At 68.8% G+C, this 16,582-nt stretch carries 16 protein-coding genes; 4 read left to right on the top strand and 12 right to left on the bottom strand.

Annotated elements, in window-relative coordinates:
- Nucleotides 1-13: 13 nt before the first annotated feature.
- From ACGFI6_RS12910 to ACGFI6_RS12875, 8 genes are all read right to left on the bottom strand, one after another.
- Nucleotides 14-1,033 (bottom strand): 2-hydroxyacid dehydrogenase, encoded by a 1,020-nt coding sequence (locus ACGFI6_RS12910; RefSeq protein ID WP_393117894.1) that lies wholly within the window; start codon nt 1,031-1,033, stop codon nt 14-16.
- Nucleotides 1,030-2,490 (bottom strand): FGGY family carbohydrate kinase, encoded by a 1,461-nt coding sequence (locus ACGFI6_RS12905; protein WP_393117892.1) that lies wholly within the window; start codon nt 2,488-2,490, stop codon nt 1,030-1,032. Before ACGFI6_RS12905 ends, ACGFI6_RS12910 begins: the two co-directional genes overlap by 4 nt.
- 35 nt (nt 2,491-2,525) lie before the next feature.
- Nucleotides 2,526-3,326 carry a DeoR/GlpR family DNA-binding transcription regulator gene (locus ACGFI6_RS12900; protein WP_393117890.1) on the bottom strand — a complete coding sequence of 267 codons (801 nt, stop codon included), beginning with the start codon at nt 3,324-3,326 and terminating at the stop codon, nt 2,526-2,528.
- Complete coding sequence (locus ACGFI6_RS12895) at nt 3,323-3,940, bottom strand: histidine phosphatase family protein (RefSeq protein WP_393117888.1); 618 nt, start codon at nt 3,938-3,940, stop codon at nt 3,323-3,325. Before ACGFI6_RS12895 ends, ACGFI6_RS12900 begins: the two co-directional genes overlap by 4 nt.
- Complete coding sequence (locus ACGFI6_RS12890) at nt 3,937-5,280, bottom strand: FGGY-family carbohydrate kinase (protein WP_393117887.1); 1,344 nt, start codon at nt 5,278-5,280, stop codon at nt 3,937-3,939. Before ACGFI6_RS12890 ends, ACGFI6_RS12895 begins: the two co-directional genes overlap by 4 nt.
- A 146-nt stretch (nt 5,281-5,426) precedes the next feature.
- Nucleotides 5,427-5,660, bottom strand: coding sequence for a hypothetical protein (locus ACGFI6_RS12885; RefSeq protein WP_393117885.1), 234 nt, complete (start codon nt 5,658-5,660; stop codon nt 5,427-5,429).
- A 281-nt stretch (nt 5,661-5,941) separates the two neighbouring features.
- Nucleotides 5,942-8,680, bottom strand: a complete 2,739-nt coding sequence (locus tag ACGFI6_RS12880) for a hypothetical protein (RefSeq protein ID WP_393117883.1) — start codon at nt 8,678-8,680, stop codon at nt 5,942-5,944.
- 53 nt (nt 8,681-8,733) lie between these two features.
- A complete protein-coding gene (locus tag ACGFI6_RS12875; RefSeq protein ID WP_393117881.1) occupies nt 8,734-8,952 on the bottom strand; it encodes a hypothetical protein in 219 nt (72 codons plus the stop codon).
- Between the two features lie 146 nt (nt 8,953-9,098).
- Here ACGFI6_RS12875 and ACGFI6_RS12870 point away from each other — a divergent pair, with 146 nt between their 5' ends.
- On the top strand, nt 9,099-9,353 hold the full coding sequence (locus tag ACGFI6_RS12870) for a hypothetical protein (RefSeq protein ID WP_393117879.1): 255 nt from the start codon (nt 9,099-9,101) through the stop codon (nt 9,351-9,353).
- Between the two features lie 122 nt (nt 9,354-9,475).
- Nucleotides 9,476-10,921 carry a glycoside hydrolase family 43 protein gene (locus tag ACGFI6_RS12865; RefSeq protein WP_393117877.1) on the top strand — a complete coding sequence of 482 codons (1,446 nt, stop codon included), beginning with the start codon at nt 9,476-9,478 and terminating at the stop codon, nt 10,919-10,921.
- Here ACGFI6_RS12865 and ACGFI6_RS12860 read toward each other — a convergent pair whose 3' ends face one another.
- The 3 genes from ACGFI6_RS12860 to ACGFI6_RS12850 are packed head-to-tail and all read right to left on the bottom strand — an operon-like array spanning nt 10,922 to nt 13,964.
- Nucleotides 10,922-11,749 carry a carbohydrate ABC transporter permease gene (locus ACGFI6_RS12860; protein WP_393117875.1) on the bottom strand — a complete coding sequence of 276 codons (828 nt, stop codon included), beginning with the start codon at nt 11,747-11,749 and terminating at the stop codon, nt 10,922-10,924.
- Nucleotides 11,746-12,675 (bottom strand): carbohydrate ABC transporter permease, encoded by a 930-nt coding sequence (locus ACGFI6_RS12855; protein WP_393117874.1) that lies wholly within the window; start codon nt 12,673-12,675, stop codon nt 11,746-11,748. Before ACGFI6_RS12855 ends, ACGFI6_RS12860 begins: the two co-directional genes overlap by 4 nt.
- The gene (locus ACGFI6_RS12850) at nt 12,672-13,964 is read right to left on the bottom strand and encodes an ABC transporter substrate-binding protein (RefSeq protein ID WP_393117872.1); all 1,293 of its coding nucleotides are present in this window, start codon (nt 13,962-13,964) and stop codon (nt 12,672-12,674) included. The genes ACGFI6_RS12855 and ACGFI6_RS12850 overlap by 4 nt, the downstream gene beginning before the upstream one ends.
- 301 nt (nt 13,965-14,265) lie before the next feature.
- Here ACGFI6_RS12850 and ACGFI6_RS12845 point away from each other — a divergent pair, with 301 nt between their 5' ends.
- Together ACGFI6_RS12845 and ACGFI6_RS12840 are read left to right on the top strand one after the other, a co-directional pair.
- Complete coding sequence (locus tag ACGFI6_RS12845) at nt 14,266-14,988, top strand: hypothetical protein (RefSeq protein ID WP_393117870.1); 723 nt, start codon at nt 14,266-14,268, stop codon at nt 14,986-14,988.
- Nucleotides 14,989-15,080: 92 nt separating this feature from the next.
- On the top strand, nt 15,081-15,806 hold the full coding sequence (locus tag ACGFI6_RS12840) for a hypothetical protein (protein ID WP_393117868.1): 726 nt from the start codon (nt 15,081-15,083) through the stop codon (nt 15,804-15,806).
- Here ACGFI6_RS12840 and ACGFI6_RS12835 read toward each other — a convergent pair.
- Nucleotides 15,801-16,529 (bottom strand): ArsR/SmtB family transcription factor, encoded by a 729-nt coding sequence (locus ACGFI6_RS12835; RefSeq protein WP_393117866.1) that lies wholly within the window; start codon nt 16,527-16,529, stop codon nt 15,801-15,803. The genes ACGFI6_RS12840 and ACGFI6_RS12835 overlap by 6 nt on opposite strands.
- Nucleotides 16,530-16,582 lie beyond the last annotated feature (53 nt).

Here is a 16,582-nt window from a genome sequence, read left to right as displayed (position 1 = left end):
TCCTGTGCCCCGCTTACGCGGAGACCAGTCCCACCGGGTCCTTTCCGGACAGGAACGCCGCAACAGCCTCGGCGGCGATCGAACCGGCCCGGTGCGCGGTCTGCCGGGTCGCGCCGGCCAAGTGCGGCGTCATCACGATGTTCGGCGCGGTCAGCAGGCGCGATCCGGTCGGCAGCGGCTCGGACGGGAACACGTCGAACGCGGCCGCGCCCAACTGCCCCGATTCCAGTGCGTCCACGGTCGCGTCGTAGTCGAGCAGCCCGCCGCGCGCGGTGTTCACCAGTACGGCGCCGCGCGGCATCGACGCGATCTGTGCGGCGCCGATCATGCTGCGGGTCTGCTCGGTCAGCCGCGCGTGCAGGCTCACCACGTCCGAGCGGCGGAGCAACTCGTCGAGCTCCACCAGTTCGATCCCGTCCGGCGCCTGTTCGACGTACGGATCGGCGACCAGGACGTGGGCGCCGAACGCGAGCAGGACGCGGGCGACCCGGCGGCCGATCGCGCCGTACCCGACCAGGCCGACCGTCGACCCGTCGAGCTCGACCCCACACTCCTCGTACGCGTAGAGGTCCGAGCGCCACTCGCCCTGCTCCAGCGTCCGTTGCAGGCGCGGAAGGTTGCGCAGGGCACCCATCATCAGCGCGATCGCGTGTTCCGCGGCTGCGACCGCGTTGCGTCCGGGGGTCGAAGCCACGGCGATCCCCCGATCGGCCGCCGCGGCCACGTTCACATTGACCGGCCCGCCCCGGCACACGACCAGGTAGCGCAGGTCGGGCGCGGCGTCCAGTACCCGCTCGGTGAACGGGCCCATCTGTGTGACCGCGAGCTCGACCCCGGCCAGCGCCTCGATCAGCTGGTCCTCGGCGTCGCTCGCTTCGTCCACCTCGGCGACCCGCCCGTACGGCGTCAACGGCCAGGGCAACGTCACCTCACGAAACTCGAACGCGACGTCGGGAATCGCCTCCAACGCAGCGGCGAGCAGCTCGTTCCGCACGAAGTGGTCGCCGGCGAGCAGCGTCTTGACGGTTCTCATCGATCTCCTGGGAAAGTGGGTGCTGGGTCGGACCAGCGTGGGCGGGCCGCCTCGATTCGGCGTAGGTAGTGGGCGTAGCCGTCGGCGTAGAACGTGGCGCGGGCCGGATCGGGGTCGACCTGGCGGGTCTCGGCGATCCATTCCGCTCCGGCGCTGTCGGCGTCGGCTGCGCGTCGGGCACAGATCACCGCACCGCGGGCCGCGACCTGCTCGGCCTCGGCGGTGTGCAGCGGGGCGTTCAGTACGTCCGCGAGGATCTGGGTCCATTCGCTGCTCCGGGCGCCACCGCCGCAGACCGTGACGCGCCCGGCCCAGCCGGCTGCTTCGAGGCAGTGGCGGGCGGCGTACGCGATGCCCTCGCAGGTCGCGCGGACCAGGTCGGCCGTCGTCGTCGACAACGAGACGCCGTCGATCGTGCCGCGGGCGCGGGTGTCGACGAACGGTGCGCGTTCGCCGGCCTCCGACAGGTACGGCAGGACTGTCACTCCGGCGGCACCGGGTGCACTGTCGGCGAGCAGCGACGGGAGCTGGTCGGTGGTGACGCCAACGAGTGCGAGGACGCGGTCCAGAGCCGCCGTACCGACCATGGCCGGCATCGCGCGGAGCCAGACGCCGGGCGTCCAGGTGCCGAGGAACAGGCCGGCCGGCTCGCCGTCGACCGGGAGGTCGCGGGTGACGACCTGGCAGGCCAGCGTCGTACCGACGGTCAGCAACGCATCGCCTGGTTCGATCACACCGGCACCGGCTGCCGCAGCCGGCAGGTCGTACGGACCGGCGGAAACTCGCGTTCCGGGGGCCATTCCGGTCGAGTCGTCGCGCAGCTCGCCAACCGGGCCATCGGGGGCAACGGGCGCGAGCAGCTGCCGCAGCCCAGACAGTCCTGTGGCAGCCAGCGCTTCATCGTCGTACAGCCCGGTCCTGGGATCGAGGAAAGGTGCGGAGGCATCGGAAACATCCGTCGCCCGGACACCGGTCAACGCCTGCATCACCACGTCCTTGCAGTACGCCGCCGTACCCGCCGCCTCGATCACCGCCGGTTCCTCGGCAAGCACCGCGGCGAGCAACGGGCCGGACGCCCCCGGGAACATCCGGTTTCCGGAACGCCGGAACACGTGTTCCGCGACGCCCTCCGCGGTCCACCGCTCGAGAATCGGGCTGCTCCGCGCGTCCAGCCAGGAGATCGCCGGGCGGACCGGCGTACCGGCGTCGTCCACCAGCCAGAGACCGTCGCCCTGCGCGGTGATCGCGAGCACGTCCGGGTGCGTGCCTACCGTTGCCGCCAGTTCCCGCACCACCTCGTTGACCGAGGCAACGACCTCTTGCGTCTCGTGCTCGAACCGCCCAGGACCGTTGCGCAGGAGCCTGGTCGGCCGGGAGGCCACGGCGAGCGGACGCCCGGCGGCGTCGAACGCGACGGCCTTTGTCACTGTGGTGCCTACGTCGACGCCGACGTCCATATGCCCTCCTTGCCGCTCCCCCTGAGGTGAAGCGCTTATAGTTCGGCGACCTCGACGGTCGCACCGTGCTCGCGGACCGCGTCGATCAGGTCCTTCGGTGCCTTCTCGTCGACGATCACGATGTCGAAGTCGGTCAGCGGCGCGAGCCGGTGCAGCGCGGTGCGCTGCAGCTTGCCGTGGTCGACGAGCAGCACCTTGGTCCGGGCCGAGCGCAGCATCGCCCGCTTCACCAGGACGATCTCTTCCTCCTGGTGGAACGCGTGCGTCGGCGACACCGCGGAGACCGAGCAGAACAGCAGGTCGGTGTGCAGCGCCTCGACGGCTTCCGCGCACGGCATCCCGCCGAACGAGTCGTGGGTCGCGGAGTAGATCCCGCCGAGCGCCAGCAGCGTGATGTCGCGCAACTGCGACAGCCGGGTGATCGCGGGCAGGAAGTTCGTTGCGACGGTCAACGGCGTGATGTCCTCGATCAGGTCCACCAGCGCCAGCGCGCTGGTCGAGTCGTCGAGCATCACCGACATCCCGGGTTCGATCAGCGTCCGGGCGTGCCGGGCGATCGCGCTCTTCTCCGCGTGCGCGGTGTTCAGCCGGTACGCCACGTTGCTCTCGAAGACGCTCGTCGGCTGCGCACTGACGCCGCCCCGGTACTTGCGGACCACGCCCTGCCGCTCGAGCTCGTCCAGATCGCGGTGCACCGTCATCACGCTCACGCCGAACGCCTCGACCAGGTCGTTCGCGGAGACCGAGCCGTGCTTCACGACGTACGCGGCGATCTCGGCCTGCCGGCGCGCGGGCCGGCTCAGTTCGGTGGTGTCGCCGTCGACATCCGATGTCATCCCAGGGTCTCCAAACGCAGTGGTGGAACGTTGAACGCCTCGAGACCCACTGTGCCGTCCTGCCACCGGAATCGCACCAGCGCCGCGGGACCGAGCGCAGGTAGCAGTCTGCGGTAGTCGTTCAGCCGGAGTCCCAGCACCCTGCACACGAGCAGCCGGATGAGTGTGTTGTGCGCGACGGCGAGGACCTTCTGCCCGGGGTGCCGGCGCCCGATCTCGTCGAAGACCTCGCGGACCCGATCGGCCGCGTCGACCGGGTTCTCGCCGTCCGGGAAGTGGTCGCGGACCGGATCCAGCTCGAACGCCTTGGCCACCGCGGGCGGCAGCTCGCCGAGCATCTTGCCCTCGGCCGTGCCGAAGTCGACCTCACGCAAGCGGGCGTCCAGTGTCGGCTCGAGCCCTAGTGCCTCCGCGATCGGAGCGATGGTCTGGCGGGCCCGCAGCATCGGCGAGCACCACAGCGCGTCGGGGGCGTAGCCCAGCGCCCAATCCTTGACCTGCTGAGCTTGCCGTACGCCGACGTCGTCGATCGGGAGGTCCGTGGACCCCGTGTACCGGTTGCCGTGATGCCATTCGGTCCGGCCGTGCCGGGCCAGCACGATCGTGGTCCTCATCCTCGGTACCCCCGGCGGTCGAGTTCGGCGACGAATTCGCCGTACAGCGTGTCGAGGCGGTCGCCCCGCGGCTCGAGGACGCGGTCCACGCGGACCAGTTCGCGTGCGGTGCCGGTGAGATCGGTCCCGCCGGACGCTGCGAGCACGGCCATGCCGTACGCCGGATCCGGCACGGCCGGAAGCTCTACCGGTACGCCGAGGACGTCAGCGCGGAGCTGGTTCCAGTAGCCACTTCGGGTGGCACCACCGGTGAGCGAGACCGAGCGGACCGGGTCCGCCCCCAAGGACTGAAGATGTTCGAACGCGAGCCGCTCGAGGAACGCGACGCCCTGCAGGATCGCTGTATACGTATGCAGGTCGTCGGGCGTCCTGCCGAGGGTGAAGCGCTCCGCCTGCGGTGCGACGAATGGGAACCGCTCGCCGCTCTTGGTGAGCGGGTAGGTGACGGCGTGAATCGGACCGAGGCTCCGGGCGGCGCTGTCGAGCGCGTTGAGGTCGGCGCCCGGCAGCAGTTCGCTGAGGAGGCCCGCGCCAGTACTGGACGCACCACCGGGAAGCCAGCCGCCGTCAGGGTGGCGGTGGCTGTAGACGGCACCAGTCGGGTCGGACAGCAGTCGGTCGCTGACACCTTTCAGCACGAGCGTTGTCCCGAGGACGGAGTTCCACGCGCCGGGAGCCAGTGCGCCGGCCGCGATCTGGGCGGCGCAGCCGTCGGTCATGCCGGCGAAGACGGGAATCCCCTGCGAGGTGCGACCGAGCTCGGTGCCGGGCCGGACGACCTCAGGGAACGCGGCGATCGGCAGACCGAGCTTGTCGAACGCGGCCGTCGGCCAGGCGTCCGCGATCAGGTCATAGCCGGTCTTCAGGGCGTGGCTGGTGTCGGTGGCGACCGCGTGACCGACGAGGTGTGCGGCGACGAAGTCGGCACTGTGGACGACCTGGCGGTCCGTGAGGTCCAGGTCGAGGATCTTCGGCAGCGCCCAGGTCGGTTGCATGCTCGTCGCCCAGCGCTCCGGGTCGGCATCCACGATCTCGTCCCGCCGGGCGGCCGCGCGCGCGTCGTCGTACATCAGGGCCGGGGTGACGGGCCGGCCGGAGCGATCGGTCAGCAGGAAGGTGCCGGAGGTGGAACAGATCGCGATGCCGTCGACGTTCGCGGTTCCGACCTCGGCCAGGACGGCGTCGACGGCGGTGAGCCAGGACTGCGGGTCCTGCTCGTGGCGGACGCCTTCGCGACGGCTGGTGAGCGGGCGCGTTGCACGGGACAGAACACGGCCCTTGGAATCGGCCAGGACGGCACGCACACTTTGCGTGCCGAGGTCGAGCCCGATCCAGCCCACGAAACGCCTCCCAGGTGAGTGTTATCTAGGTTGATAACATAACACCAGAAAACGGTAAGAACGCGCCAGCCCCCTGACCGAAGACGGTCAGACAGACGTCGGCCCCCGGACGCCGGGGCGTGCGGGGGCCGGGAAGCGACAGTAGATCAGGAGTGCATCAGGAGCAGGCCCGGGTCGACCGTGGCGAGCTCCAGCCGGCCGGCGTCGACCGCGCCGTACGCACCGATCGGGCCACTGCTGCGGCGACCGCTGCGATTCAGCCAGAAACGCCAGCCCTTCGGAGCCGCCGGCCAGGCGGGGTCCGGCTGCCAGCCGACCGGCGGGCGCCAGCTGGCGCTGGGCGGCTCGGGCCAGTCAGGCGGCGAGTTGAACTTGTGCACGAGGCGGGTCCCTTCGAGAGAACAGCGATCCGCTGCCGGCGGTCTCTACCTGACGGATCAACGATCCGGCGCACCGAAGGTCACGGACAAATCTTCGTAAAGTTTCACCGGTGCACGGGCCCCATCCCACCACCGAAACAGCGCTCCGGCAACCGTTCTCTCACCAGCCGGACTGCACGTGCATCAGCACCCGGACCCGTCGCCCCATCCACAGATCTGACCCCAGTTGTCCACAGCAAGCATCCTGGTTATCCACAGTTAAAACGCGTTATCCACAGGTGTTACTCGTCGTACAACCGTGCGTGCGCTCGGTGGTGGGTGGTGAGGGACTGCGTGAGGGTGTGGCCGAGGGAGCGGTACGCCTCGAAGTCCCATTCGTCGTAGAACTGGTCGCCGGTGGTGCGGCGCGGGAAGTCGGCGTGTTCGGCGGCGTACTGCTCGAGGTCCCAGTCGAGCTGGCCGGCCAGGACCGCCTTCACGAAGAAGACCTCGGTCCGGTACGGCTGCTCCTCGCTGCCCTCGCCCTCCTCAGCTTCCTGTGCACCCTTTTCCTTCTCCTCGTCCGCGAGTTTCTCTCCACTCTTTTGCTTTTCTTTGTCCTTGAGCTCGTTGTCCTCGAGCGGGTGTGTCGCGATGCCGTACACCCAGGCGCGGTCGGCGCGCGGCTTGCTGCCCCGGATCATCGGCGACGGGTCGATGTGCACCTCGATGCCGTGGTCCATCCGCGCCGTCGCGATCGCCTCGGCGAGCGCGGTGAAGCGGTCCTCCGCGTCGTTCGAGGCGTCGATGACGATCACCTGCGCGGGCCGGCGGCGGAGCGCCTCGACCAGCCCGAGGTTGTCGTAGTGCCCACCGTCGGTCACGTAGATCCGGCGCTCGTACATCGACGGCGACCCGACCGCCTCGTGCAGCAGCCGGTACGGACCGGGCTTGTCGATCACGCTGCCGACATACCGCCGGACCTTCGCGACGAGCCCGTGCTGCTCCGGGAACGCCGGCTCGGCGCGGTTGTTCCAGTACGGGTTCGGCAGCCAGACCCCGAGGCGCGCATTCAGTACGGCGAGCAGCAGCCGTACCGGCCGGGTCCTGGCGTTCACCCGACCGGTGAGTGGGCTGAGCGCGGCGCCGCTGATCGCCATCGCGGCCGGGATCGTGACCTCACGCTTGAGGACGTCGGCCTCGCGTTCGTAGTCGGCCGTGTCGCGCCGCCCGCCGTCCGGCAGCGAGCGATCGCCGACGATGCCGATCTGCGCGGCGTCGAACACGAACGGAACACAGTCCCGCTGCGTCGGCACGAAGTCCGGATCGTCGACGTTCGCGACCCCCGCGATGACCAACTGTGGACCGCCGTCGACCGGCTTCGCCCAGTCCGAGTACCGCAGGCGGAGGTGGTAGTCGAGCGCCGCCGCGGCGCCGTTGTCCTGCCGCTTCACCAGGAACGCACGCGACAACCGCTCGCGATAGAAGGAGTGCAGCGAGGTCCGGTTCGCGTCCGTGAGGACCTTGATGGCGAGGGCGATCGCCGCCAGGACGAGCGCGACGTGCCAGTCCTCCTGGTACGACGGATCGGTCGCGTAGCCACCGGTCCACCGCAGCAGGACGACGATCGCGGCGATGACGATGATCGCGCTGCCGGCCCACGGCGCGAGCTTGGTCCGCGCGAACACCAGGAGCCGCGCGCGCAGCCCGGTCGCCGCCTTGCCCTCGACGCTCAGCCCGTTCCACACCGACCTGCCGAGTCCGATCAGTACGACGACCAGTGCACTGAACGACGCAACGCCCTGCTTCGTTGGATCGACCAATGCCAAGAGCAGCGACGGCAGACTCGGCTGATCCGAGGTTCCGTCGGGGAGTTTCCCCAGTAGATAAAGGCCTCCCGGTAGGCCGAGCAGCAGCACGGCGACGGGCACGCCGTACAGCAGGGTCACATTGCCGATCGTCGTGAGGATCGTGCGGACCAGGTCGGGCATCCGTGCCCAGCGGTCCCAGACCTTCTCGATCAGGAACATCAGCGCACTGACCGCCAGCAGACACACGGACAGGCCGAGGAAGGACCACGACCCGTTCGGCCGCCAGTCCACCTGAAGATCCGCCGTGATCACGTGCCGGTCGGCGAGGAACCAGCCGAGCACCCAGGCGATCGCACGCAGCACGATGCCGATCAGCAGCAGGTTCACCACCAGGCCGAACAACACCGACAGTGCGGCGCGGAACATCGCGCGGCCGCCGGACAACAGGTAGCGCGTCTGCCGGCGCAGGCGAGCCAACTCGGGCGATCCCGGTGCGTACGGATCTGCGCAGGTCCGTCGCAGTACGTGGAAGGCAGCCGCCATGTAGCCGCCGCCGCTGACGCCGATCACCGTGGACGCCTTGTCGTACAGGCCGCTTGCGCGCAGCGACTGCAGTGCGCCGAGGCAGAACGATGCCGAGCGGATGCCGCCGCCGGAGCAGGTGATGATCAGCCGGCCGGCGTCCTTGTCGTCAGGTTTCGCGCGCCGGAACGTTGCCGGCGCCTCCTGCTGCGCGCCGTACCACCTGCGCTGGCCGAAGCCGCTGGATGCGAGCAGGCAGACGGCGAGGACCAGCGCCCCGGCCAGCCACACCGAGCGCATCACCCAGGTAAGCAGGCCCGTGGACAGGTCGGCGCACGGCGCCGCCGCGAAGTCACGCCAGAGGCGGAAGCCCTCACCGACGTCGAGCAGCGCCGCGACGAAGACCAGCCAGGACCCGACGGCCGCGATCTGCTTCCAGGACTGATGGTTCAGGAACTTGACGTACTTGTACGCGCGGTAGGCCGCGTAGACGTACGCCATCGCGAACATCGCGTCGACGAGGATCGAGAGCCGGCCGGGCACCGCACAGCCGAGCGGCGAACCGGCGGCGTCCTGGACCGCGAGGCGCATCGGCACCTGCACGATCGCGAGGGTGACGGCGAGTTGGAGGGTCTTGGTGAAGGTCCGGCGGCGGCCGATCTGCTCGATCGTGGCCGCGCCCCTGGTGCCGTCCGATTCCCCGAGCATCGCCCCATCATGCCGGGTCGCGGGGGCTCAGGCGGCCTGGCGGGCCGCGGGGCTCAGGCGGCGAGGATCTCGCTGATCCGGTGCGGGGCGGCGCCGGTGGTCAGCGCGTGGTCGAGCGCGGCGAGCTGGGAGCAGGCGAGCGCGATCGCCTCGGCCTGCGTACGGCAGTCGGCGTACCAGAAGGGATCGTCCGGCTGCCGGTCCTCGGCGTCGTCGATGTCGGCGTACCAGCAGTCGTGCCGGTAGTGCACGACCCGCACCTTGAGCTTCATGCGAAGTACGACGCCGGCGCACCCGGCCGGGTTCCGGCAGCGATCGTTTCGACCCAGATCGAAAGGGTCCCGGACCCGGAACCCGGCGGTCCGGAGGGTCGTCCGAACCACCATCAGTTCCGGCCGAACGACAGGAGTTACCGACGATGTTCGAGAAGCGGGCAGTGCGGAAGGCCGCCGAAGAGCTCGCCGCAGCGCAGCGGCGGCAGCGCGATACGCACGCCAACAGCGACGCGATGCGGCAGGCCATGCAGGGGTTGCCCAAGGCACACAGGGCCGTCGACGCCGGCAATGCCGCCAACAAGGTTGCCGCCAAGGGCGTGAAGCAGGCCGGGAAGAAGCTGGGCAAGGCAGCCGACAAGCTGGCCGCGAAGCAAGAGCGGAAGGCCCGCGGGAAGTAGGCCCGGGGAGGGTTGCCGCGGCGGACCGTTCGAATCCCGTTTCAACGGTTTACAACGTTGGTAAAGAGACGGTACAACCGTTGACGAGACCGGTCCGCCCCCCAGGTTTCGAGAGGTGTGTCATGAGGTTCTTCCGTGCCGCAGTGACCGCGACGGCCGCCGTACTGCTCACCGCCGTACTGGCGCCCGCCGCACCAGCCGCCGAGACGCAGGAGAAGGCAGTGCCAGCCCAGCCATCACAAACGGCCTCCCAAGCGGCCTCGCAGACGTTCCGGAACCCGGTGAACCCGTCGGCGGATCCGTCGATGATGTTCTTCAACGGGAAGTACTACGTCGCGACCACCCGCGGCGACCGGATCGGGATCTGGTCCTCGACGAGCCTGGCGACCCTGCTCGTGCAGCCTGAGCAGGTGGTGTGGCGCGACTCGGACACCAGCCGCAACACGCAGATGTGGGCGCCTGCGTTCCGGCACGTCGGGAACCGCTGGTACATCTACTACACCGCCTCCGACGGCGTGGACGCGAACCACCGGATGTACGTGCTCGAGTCGGCCGGCGACGACCCGCTCGGACCGTACAGCTTCAAGGCGAAGATCGCGGACTTCGGCGAGTACGCGATCGACGGCGAGCCGTTCACGATCAACGGCCAGCAGTACTTCGTCTGGACCGGCCCGGGCCGCGGTCAGGGCGGGCCGGCGCAGTTGTACATCGTCCGGATGAGCAATCCGTGGACCGCGACCGGTGACCGGGTCGCGATCCCGGCCGACGGCGGCTGCACCGAGGTCCGCGAGGGGCCGACCCCGCTGTACGGCGCGACGCGCACGTTCCTGACGTACTCGACGTGCGACACCGGCAAGCCCGACTACCAGCTGTGGATGAAGAGCATCGCGAACGGCGCCGACCCGATGGTCGCGTCGAACTGGGTGCAGCACGCCGGCCCGGTCTTCTCCCGCAACGACGAGACCGGTGTCTGGGGCCCCGGGCACCACTCGTTCTTCAAGTCGCCGGACGGCAGCGAGGACTGGATCGCGTACCACGGCAAGAACACCAGTGCGTATACGTATTCATTCCGTACGACGCGCGTCCAGAAGATCACCTGGAACGCGGACGGCACGCCGAACCTCGGCCGCCCGCTCGCGGCCGGCGCGACGCAGGACCTCCCGTCGGGTGATCCGGGCTCGGCGAACTACTGGATCAACGACACCGACGCCACGGTCGCGTACTCCGGCACCTGGAGCTCGGGATCCGGCTGCGGCAACCAGTGTTTCTGGGGCAACGACCACTGGAGCGGCGAGACGAACGCAACCGCGACGATCACCTTCAACGGCACCCGCGCGGCCCTCCTCAGCGTCGCCGACACCGGCAACGGGATAGCCGCCATCTCGGTCGACGGCGGCCCCGAGCAACGCGTCGACTACTACAGCTCGATCCGCGTCGGCGAACAGCTCATGTACACCAGCCCCACGCTTGCCGCCGGCCCCCACACCCTCCGGGTCCGCGTGACCGGCGACAAGAACCCCGCCTCAACCAGCGCCGTCATCAGCCTCGACCGCATCGAGGTCTACTAGCTATCCCTTGAGGCCGCTCGAGAAGCCGCGGATGACGTAGCGCTGCAGGAGCAGGAACAGCACCAGGATCGGCAGGGCCGCGAGCACCAGGCCGGCCGCGACGAGCCCGTAGTCGGACGTGTATTCGTTGACGAAGGCAAATACCCGGACCGGCACGGTCTCCCGGCCCGAACCGCCGAGGTAGAGCAACGGGGTGAAGAAGTCGTTCCAGATGTGGACGGCGTTGAGGATCAGCACCGTCCCGGTGATCGGCCGCAGCAGCGGGAAGATCACGTGTGCGAACGCCTGCAGGTGCGATGCCCCGTCGATCAGGGCGGCGTTGGTGTAGTCGGCCGGCAACGAGCGGATGAAGCCGGTGTAGAGGAAGATCGTGAACGGCAACTGGATCCCGGTGTAGAACAGGATCATCCCCTGGTACGTACCGAGCAGGCCGAGGTTGTTGACCAGCTGGTACAGCGGGATCATCCCGAGCTGGAACGGCAGGATGATCCCGACCAGGAACAGGATGTACAGCGTGTAGCTCAAGCGCGTCGCCGTACGGGCCAGGAAGTACGCCGCCAGCGAACCCAGCACGATCAGCGCGACGACACTGCTCACCGTGATCAGCGTGCTGTGCAGCAGCGCCGACCCGAGCGACGCCGACCGCCACGCCTCGCCGAAGCTCCCGACGGAGGGCGGAGAGGGCAGCGACAGCGGCTTGTTGGCGATCTGTGTCGGGTCCTTGAACGCCAGCGTGACGAGCGCGTACACCGGGAACAAGAACGCGATCGCGACCGCCACCATGACGAGCTCGAGGATGAAGGTCCGCGGACGATAACCGGTTCTCATGCGGCCGTCTCCCTCGAACGCAGGTACCCGATCTGGATGAACGACACCGCCGCGACGAAGATCGCGAGCACCAGTGCGACCGCCGTGCTGTAGCCGAACTTCCCGTACACGAAGGCCTGTTTGTAGAGCACCGTCGACAGCGTGTCGGTGGCGTACCCCGGGCCGCCGTTCGTCATCGAGATGATCTGCGTGAACAACGTCAGCCCGCCGACCGTGGACAGCATCAGGTTGATCGTCACGGCCGGCGCGAGCAGCGGCCAGGTGATGTGCCGGAACCGCGCGACCGTACCGGCACCGTCGACCATCGCGGACTCGTGCAACTCGGCCGGTACGCCCTCGAGCCCGGCCAGGAAGATCACCATCGAGTACCCGGCGCACTGCCAGATCACCGTGAAGGCCACCGACCAGATCGCCAGCGACGGGTTGCCGAGCCAGTCCTGCCGCAGTCCACCAAGACCGATCGCCCCCAACGCGGCGTTCAGGCCGGCGTCCGGTGCCGGGTTGTAGACGTACTTCCACAGGAACGACACCATCACCGGGCTGACCACGACCGGAGCGAAGAAGATCATCCGCAGTGCCATCCGCGTCTTGATCCGGGTATGGACGCCCAGCGCGAGCAGCAGGCCGAGGCCGTTCTGTACGACGACGATCGCGACCGTGAGCAGCAGCGTGTTGCGCAGCGCGCCCAGGGCCTGGTCGTCGTGGAACAACTGCTTGAAGTTGTCCACGCCGACGAACGACCGCTGCTCACCCACTCCGGACCAGTCGGTGAACGCCGATCCCGCGCCGGACAGCGCGGGGTACAGCACCACCAACGCGTAGACGGCCAGCGCCGGGATCGCGAACAACCACGGCGGCGCGATCCCGCCCCGGCGCCGCGGTGCCTTGACCGCGTCCCGCCGGACCGCCTGCGCAGTGATCGTCATGCGCTCTTCCGGTAGGCCTCGTCCATCTTCTTCAGGGCGGCCGGAACGGTGGTCTTGCCGCCGAGGAGCTCCTGAACGACAGCGAAGTGGGTGGGCTGGACCTCGGCGTTGGGCCAGCGCTGATCCATGAACGGGACCGCCTTGTTGTCCTTCAGGTACGGCAGGAACGACGTCAGCACCGGGTCCACCTTGGCGTCGCCGTCGGAGTACAGCGGTACGCAGGCGACCGCCTCGGCCCAGGCGGCGACGTTCTCCGGCTGCCCGCAGTACTCGATGAACTTCTTCGCCTGCTCGGCCTTCTTGCTCTTCGCGCTGACCGCGATCCCGACCACGATCCCGCCGGGGATCCAGTTGTCGGCGACGGTGTCGGTGGCCGGGAACGGGAACATCCCGAGGTCGTCGGGGGTCTTCGACGCCTGCCGGAACGCCTGCAGGACCGCGGACACCTGGATCGCCATCGCCGCCTTGCCGGTGCCGACCATCGAGGTGGCCTGCTCGTACGTCGTGCCGTTCGGGTTGTCGTTGAAGAAACCCTTCTTCTGCAGCTCGAGGTACTTGTCCATCGCGTCGGCCCACCCGGAGTCGGCGAACGACGTACTGCCGGCCGCCAACTTGTCGTCGAAGTCGGGCGTCTTGGCGTAGACCGTGCCCGGGACCAGCGCATAGTCGATGAGCTGGGTGACCCACGGGGTCTGCGCGCCGAGCGCGATCGGGGTGATGCCCTTCTTCTTGAGCTTGTCGCAGACCGCGAGCAGCTCCGACCAGGTGGTCGGTACGTCGACGCCGGCGGTGGCGAACGCCTTCTTGTTGTAGATCGCGCCGAGGACACTCGTACCGGGCGAGAAGATGAAGGTCTTCCCGTCCTGCTGGAACGCCCCCTTGAAGCCGGTCGGGATCTTCTGGGACCAGGCCTGGTCGCTCAGGTCGGCGAGCAGGTTCGCCTTGCTCAGCTGGACCATCGACATCGCGCTGCCGTTGCCCGGATAGACCGCGTGCAGGTCCGGTGCGTTGCCGGCCGCGAGCTGCGCGCGGAGCGCGGTCTGCAACTGGTCGGCCGGCGAGAACGAGAGGTTGAAATCGAAGTCGGAATGCGCCAACTTGTAGCCGTCGAGCGCCTTGCGCAGGCCGGCCTCCTGGCTGCCCGCGCCGATCACTTTGAGGGTGCCACCGGACGACGAACTGCCGCCTCCGCCGCAGGCCACCAGCGTGCCGCCCGCAGTGGCGGCAACGGAAGCGCCGCCGATCAGCTGCAGGAGCCGCCGTCGGCTGACGGACCGGTCTAAAGCCATGGTTCCTCCTGAGCGCCGAGATACCGGCCATGAATGTGAAGTAACCGCAGGATCGTGTTACTTTTGTCACGCGGGACGCTACGTACGGCCCGGGAGGGTGTCAAGACCTCGTTGAAAGGATTCAGTCGACACCGGTGTGAAAACGTCCGGCGCGAGGACAGTGGGGGTTTGGGCCGCGACCGGGGTTGCCTGAGAAGATGGGCCCCGTGCCCGTGACCGCCTTCCCGCATCCGGCCGGTTCGACATCTGTCGTGCCGTCGCCCGCGGGTGCCGTCACGCCGACACGTGGACCGGTGTGCGCGTGAGACGAGTGCTCCTGGTCGGGCTGCTGTTGCTGGCCCTGGCACTCGGTGTCGGCGGCGGCTACTACGCCGGCGACTACCTCGACACCCCCGAACCCACCGCCTCCGGCACCGCGGGGCCACTGGGCGCGGTCTCGCCGTCTCCTACTCCGACCCCGACACCGACCGAGCCACCGCTGCCGGTGAAGACCCCGATTCCGATCAACGTCGATCCGCTGCAGCCTGGGTTCGACTACTCCGAGCGCTCGTTCTCGGTGACGGCGAAGGACGGGCAGACGGTTCGGCTCGACGTCGAGATCCCGCAGGAGTGGCGGATCACCAAGCGGGATCCGAAGCACCCCGACTGGGTCAAGTACGGCACCAAGCCCGATCAGCGCAGCGTGCGTGTGCAGGCGGACGAGCCGGCCGAGGGCACCCCGACCGACGAGATGACCCAGCTCATCGTCGACCTCAAGAAGAGCCAGCCGCTGGAGAACGACCTCCGCATCGTCGACCACACCAGCGACACGATCACCGGCGACGACGGTGAGCCCCGCTCGGTCGCGACGCTGATCTACACCTACATCCCGGGCAAGACGCTGTGGTACGTGATCGTCCGCTGGATCGCGATCAACGGCCAGAACACCAACGTCGAGATGAGCGTCACCGGCTTCGCCGAGGACGCCGACGCCCTGAAGGAGATCGTCGAGAAGGCCTCCACCTCGGTCAGCGAACCCAACTGACCCCCTTTTCACGGAATCGTTACCTCGCTGCTGCAACCTGAGGAGCCACTCAGGTGTCTTCTTACTTAGGTAAGACCTGGGGAGGTGGGGGAATGGCGAGGACTGTCACCAGGCGCGCGATGCTGGGTGCCGGGCTGCTGACCCTCGCGGGCGTCGGGGGTGCCGGCGGGTACGGCGCGGGCCTCGTCCTGACCGACGAGCCCAGCCTGGCCGGCACCGCGGCGCCGCTCCCACTCGGCTCCACAACACCGCCCGCCACGACGACCCCCAGCCCCACACCGCCGCCGCGCAAGGTCACGTACGACGACTCACCGGCGCTGAAGGCGGACGACCTGAGCTACCGGACCCAGAGCTTCGACGCGAAGGGCGTGGTCAAGTCGCGGGTCACCTTGCGGGTCCCCGACGGCTGGGGGCTGACGCAGCAGTACCCGCCGACGACCGGTCGCTTCACCGATCCGACCGGGAAGCGGTGGATCAGGATCGAGGCCGGCTTCACGATCAAGCGTCCGCCGTCGGTGTCGATGCAGCTCCGGATCGCCCAGCTGGACAAGCTGCCGGCCAACCAGATGCTGAACCTGACCTCGCACGAGGTCGACAAGGACTACGCGACGATCGCCTACACCTATGTGCCTCCGCCCGAGCAGTCACCGGACGGTGTGCTGCGGTACGTCGTCGTGCGCTGGGTTGCCGACGACAGCGGCAACTGTGCCGTGGAGATGAGCTCGACGGGCCTCCCGCAGGACAAGGAGGCACTGCTCGAGGTGCTCGACCACGCCACGAAGAGCGTCAAGCGCCGCGACAGCCCGCTCAACTCATAGCAGCTGCGCCAGCTGGTCGCGGCCGATGGTGGTGAGGTGGACTGCTCGCTGCTTGGGGCGGCGCTGGAGCCAGTCGCGGGCGAGGAAGGCATTGGCGACAGCGGCGCCCAGTTGGCCGGACAGGTGGTGGCGTTGTTCGCTCCAGTCGACGCAGAACCTCAGGAGCGGACGGCGCGTTGGCTGCTCGGTCAGGTCAACGCCTAGCTCGGCCAAGACCTCAGTGGCGTTGGGGCCGAGGGCGTACGGGCCGTCAGGCAGTTGCTGCGCCAGCGGGTCCTCCGCGCGGCGCTCGGTGCCTTGGCCGCCATCAGTACGGATCAGGGCGTCGCGACGTACCAGACCCTCAAGCAGGGCCACGCCTAACCGGCCGGCCAGGTGGTCGTAGCAGGTACGTGCCTCGCGGAGAGCTGCCGCGCGGGTGCTTTGGCGCAGTGACGTGATCGGTTGCGGTTTGGCCAGGCGGGCCAGTGCCTCCACTGCGGCAGCAACCTCCGGTCCGGTGAGTCCGTAGTACCTGTGGCGGCCGGACTGCTCCACGGTGACCAGGCCGCCGTCCAGCAGCTTGCGGAGGTGTGCACTGACCGTCTGCGGCGACACACCCGCCTCGGACGCCAGCAGCGACGCAGGCAGCGACCTGCCGTCGGCCAGCGCAATCAGGACCTTCGCCCGCGCAGGTTCGGCCATCAGCGCCGCAACGCGCGCGACATCCGCATCACCTTCCATACCTCCCATGCTGGCACCAAGACACTTCGACGGTCAGCGAAGTACTCCGGTGG

Origin of the sequence: Kribbella sp. NPDC048928 (genome assembly GCF_043197975.1) — a bacterium.
GTDB lineage: Bacteria > Actinomycetota > Actinomycetes > Propionibacteriales > Kribbellaceae > Kribbella.
The sequence above is the reverse complement of the archived record's forward strand: the minus strand, read 5'-3'. Positions and strand labels throughout refer to the sequence as shown.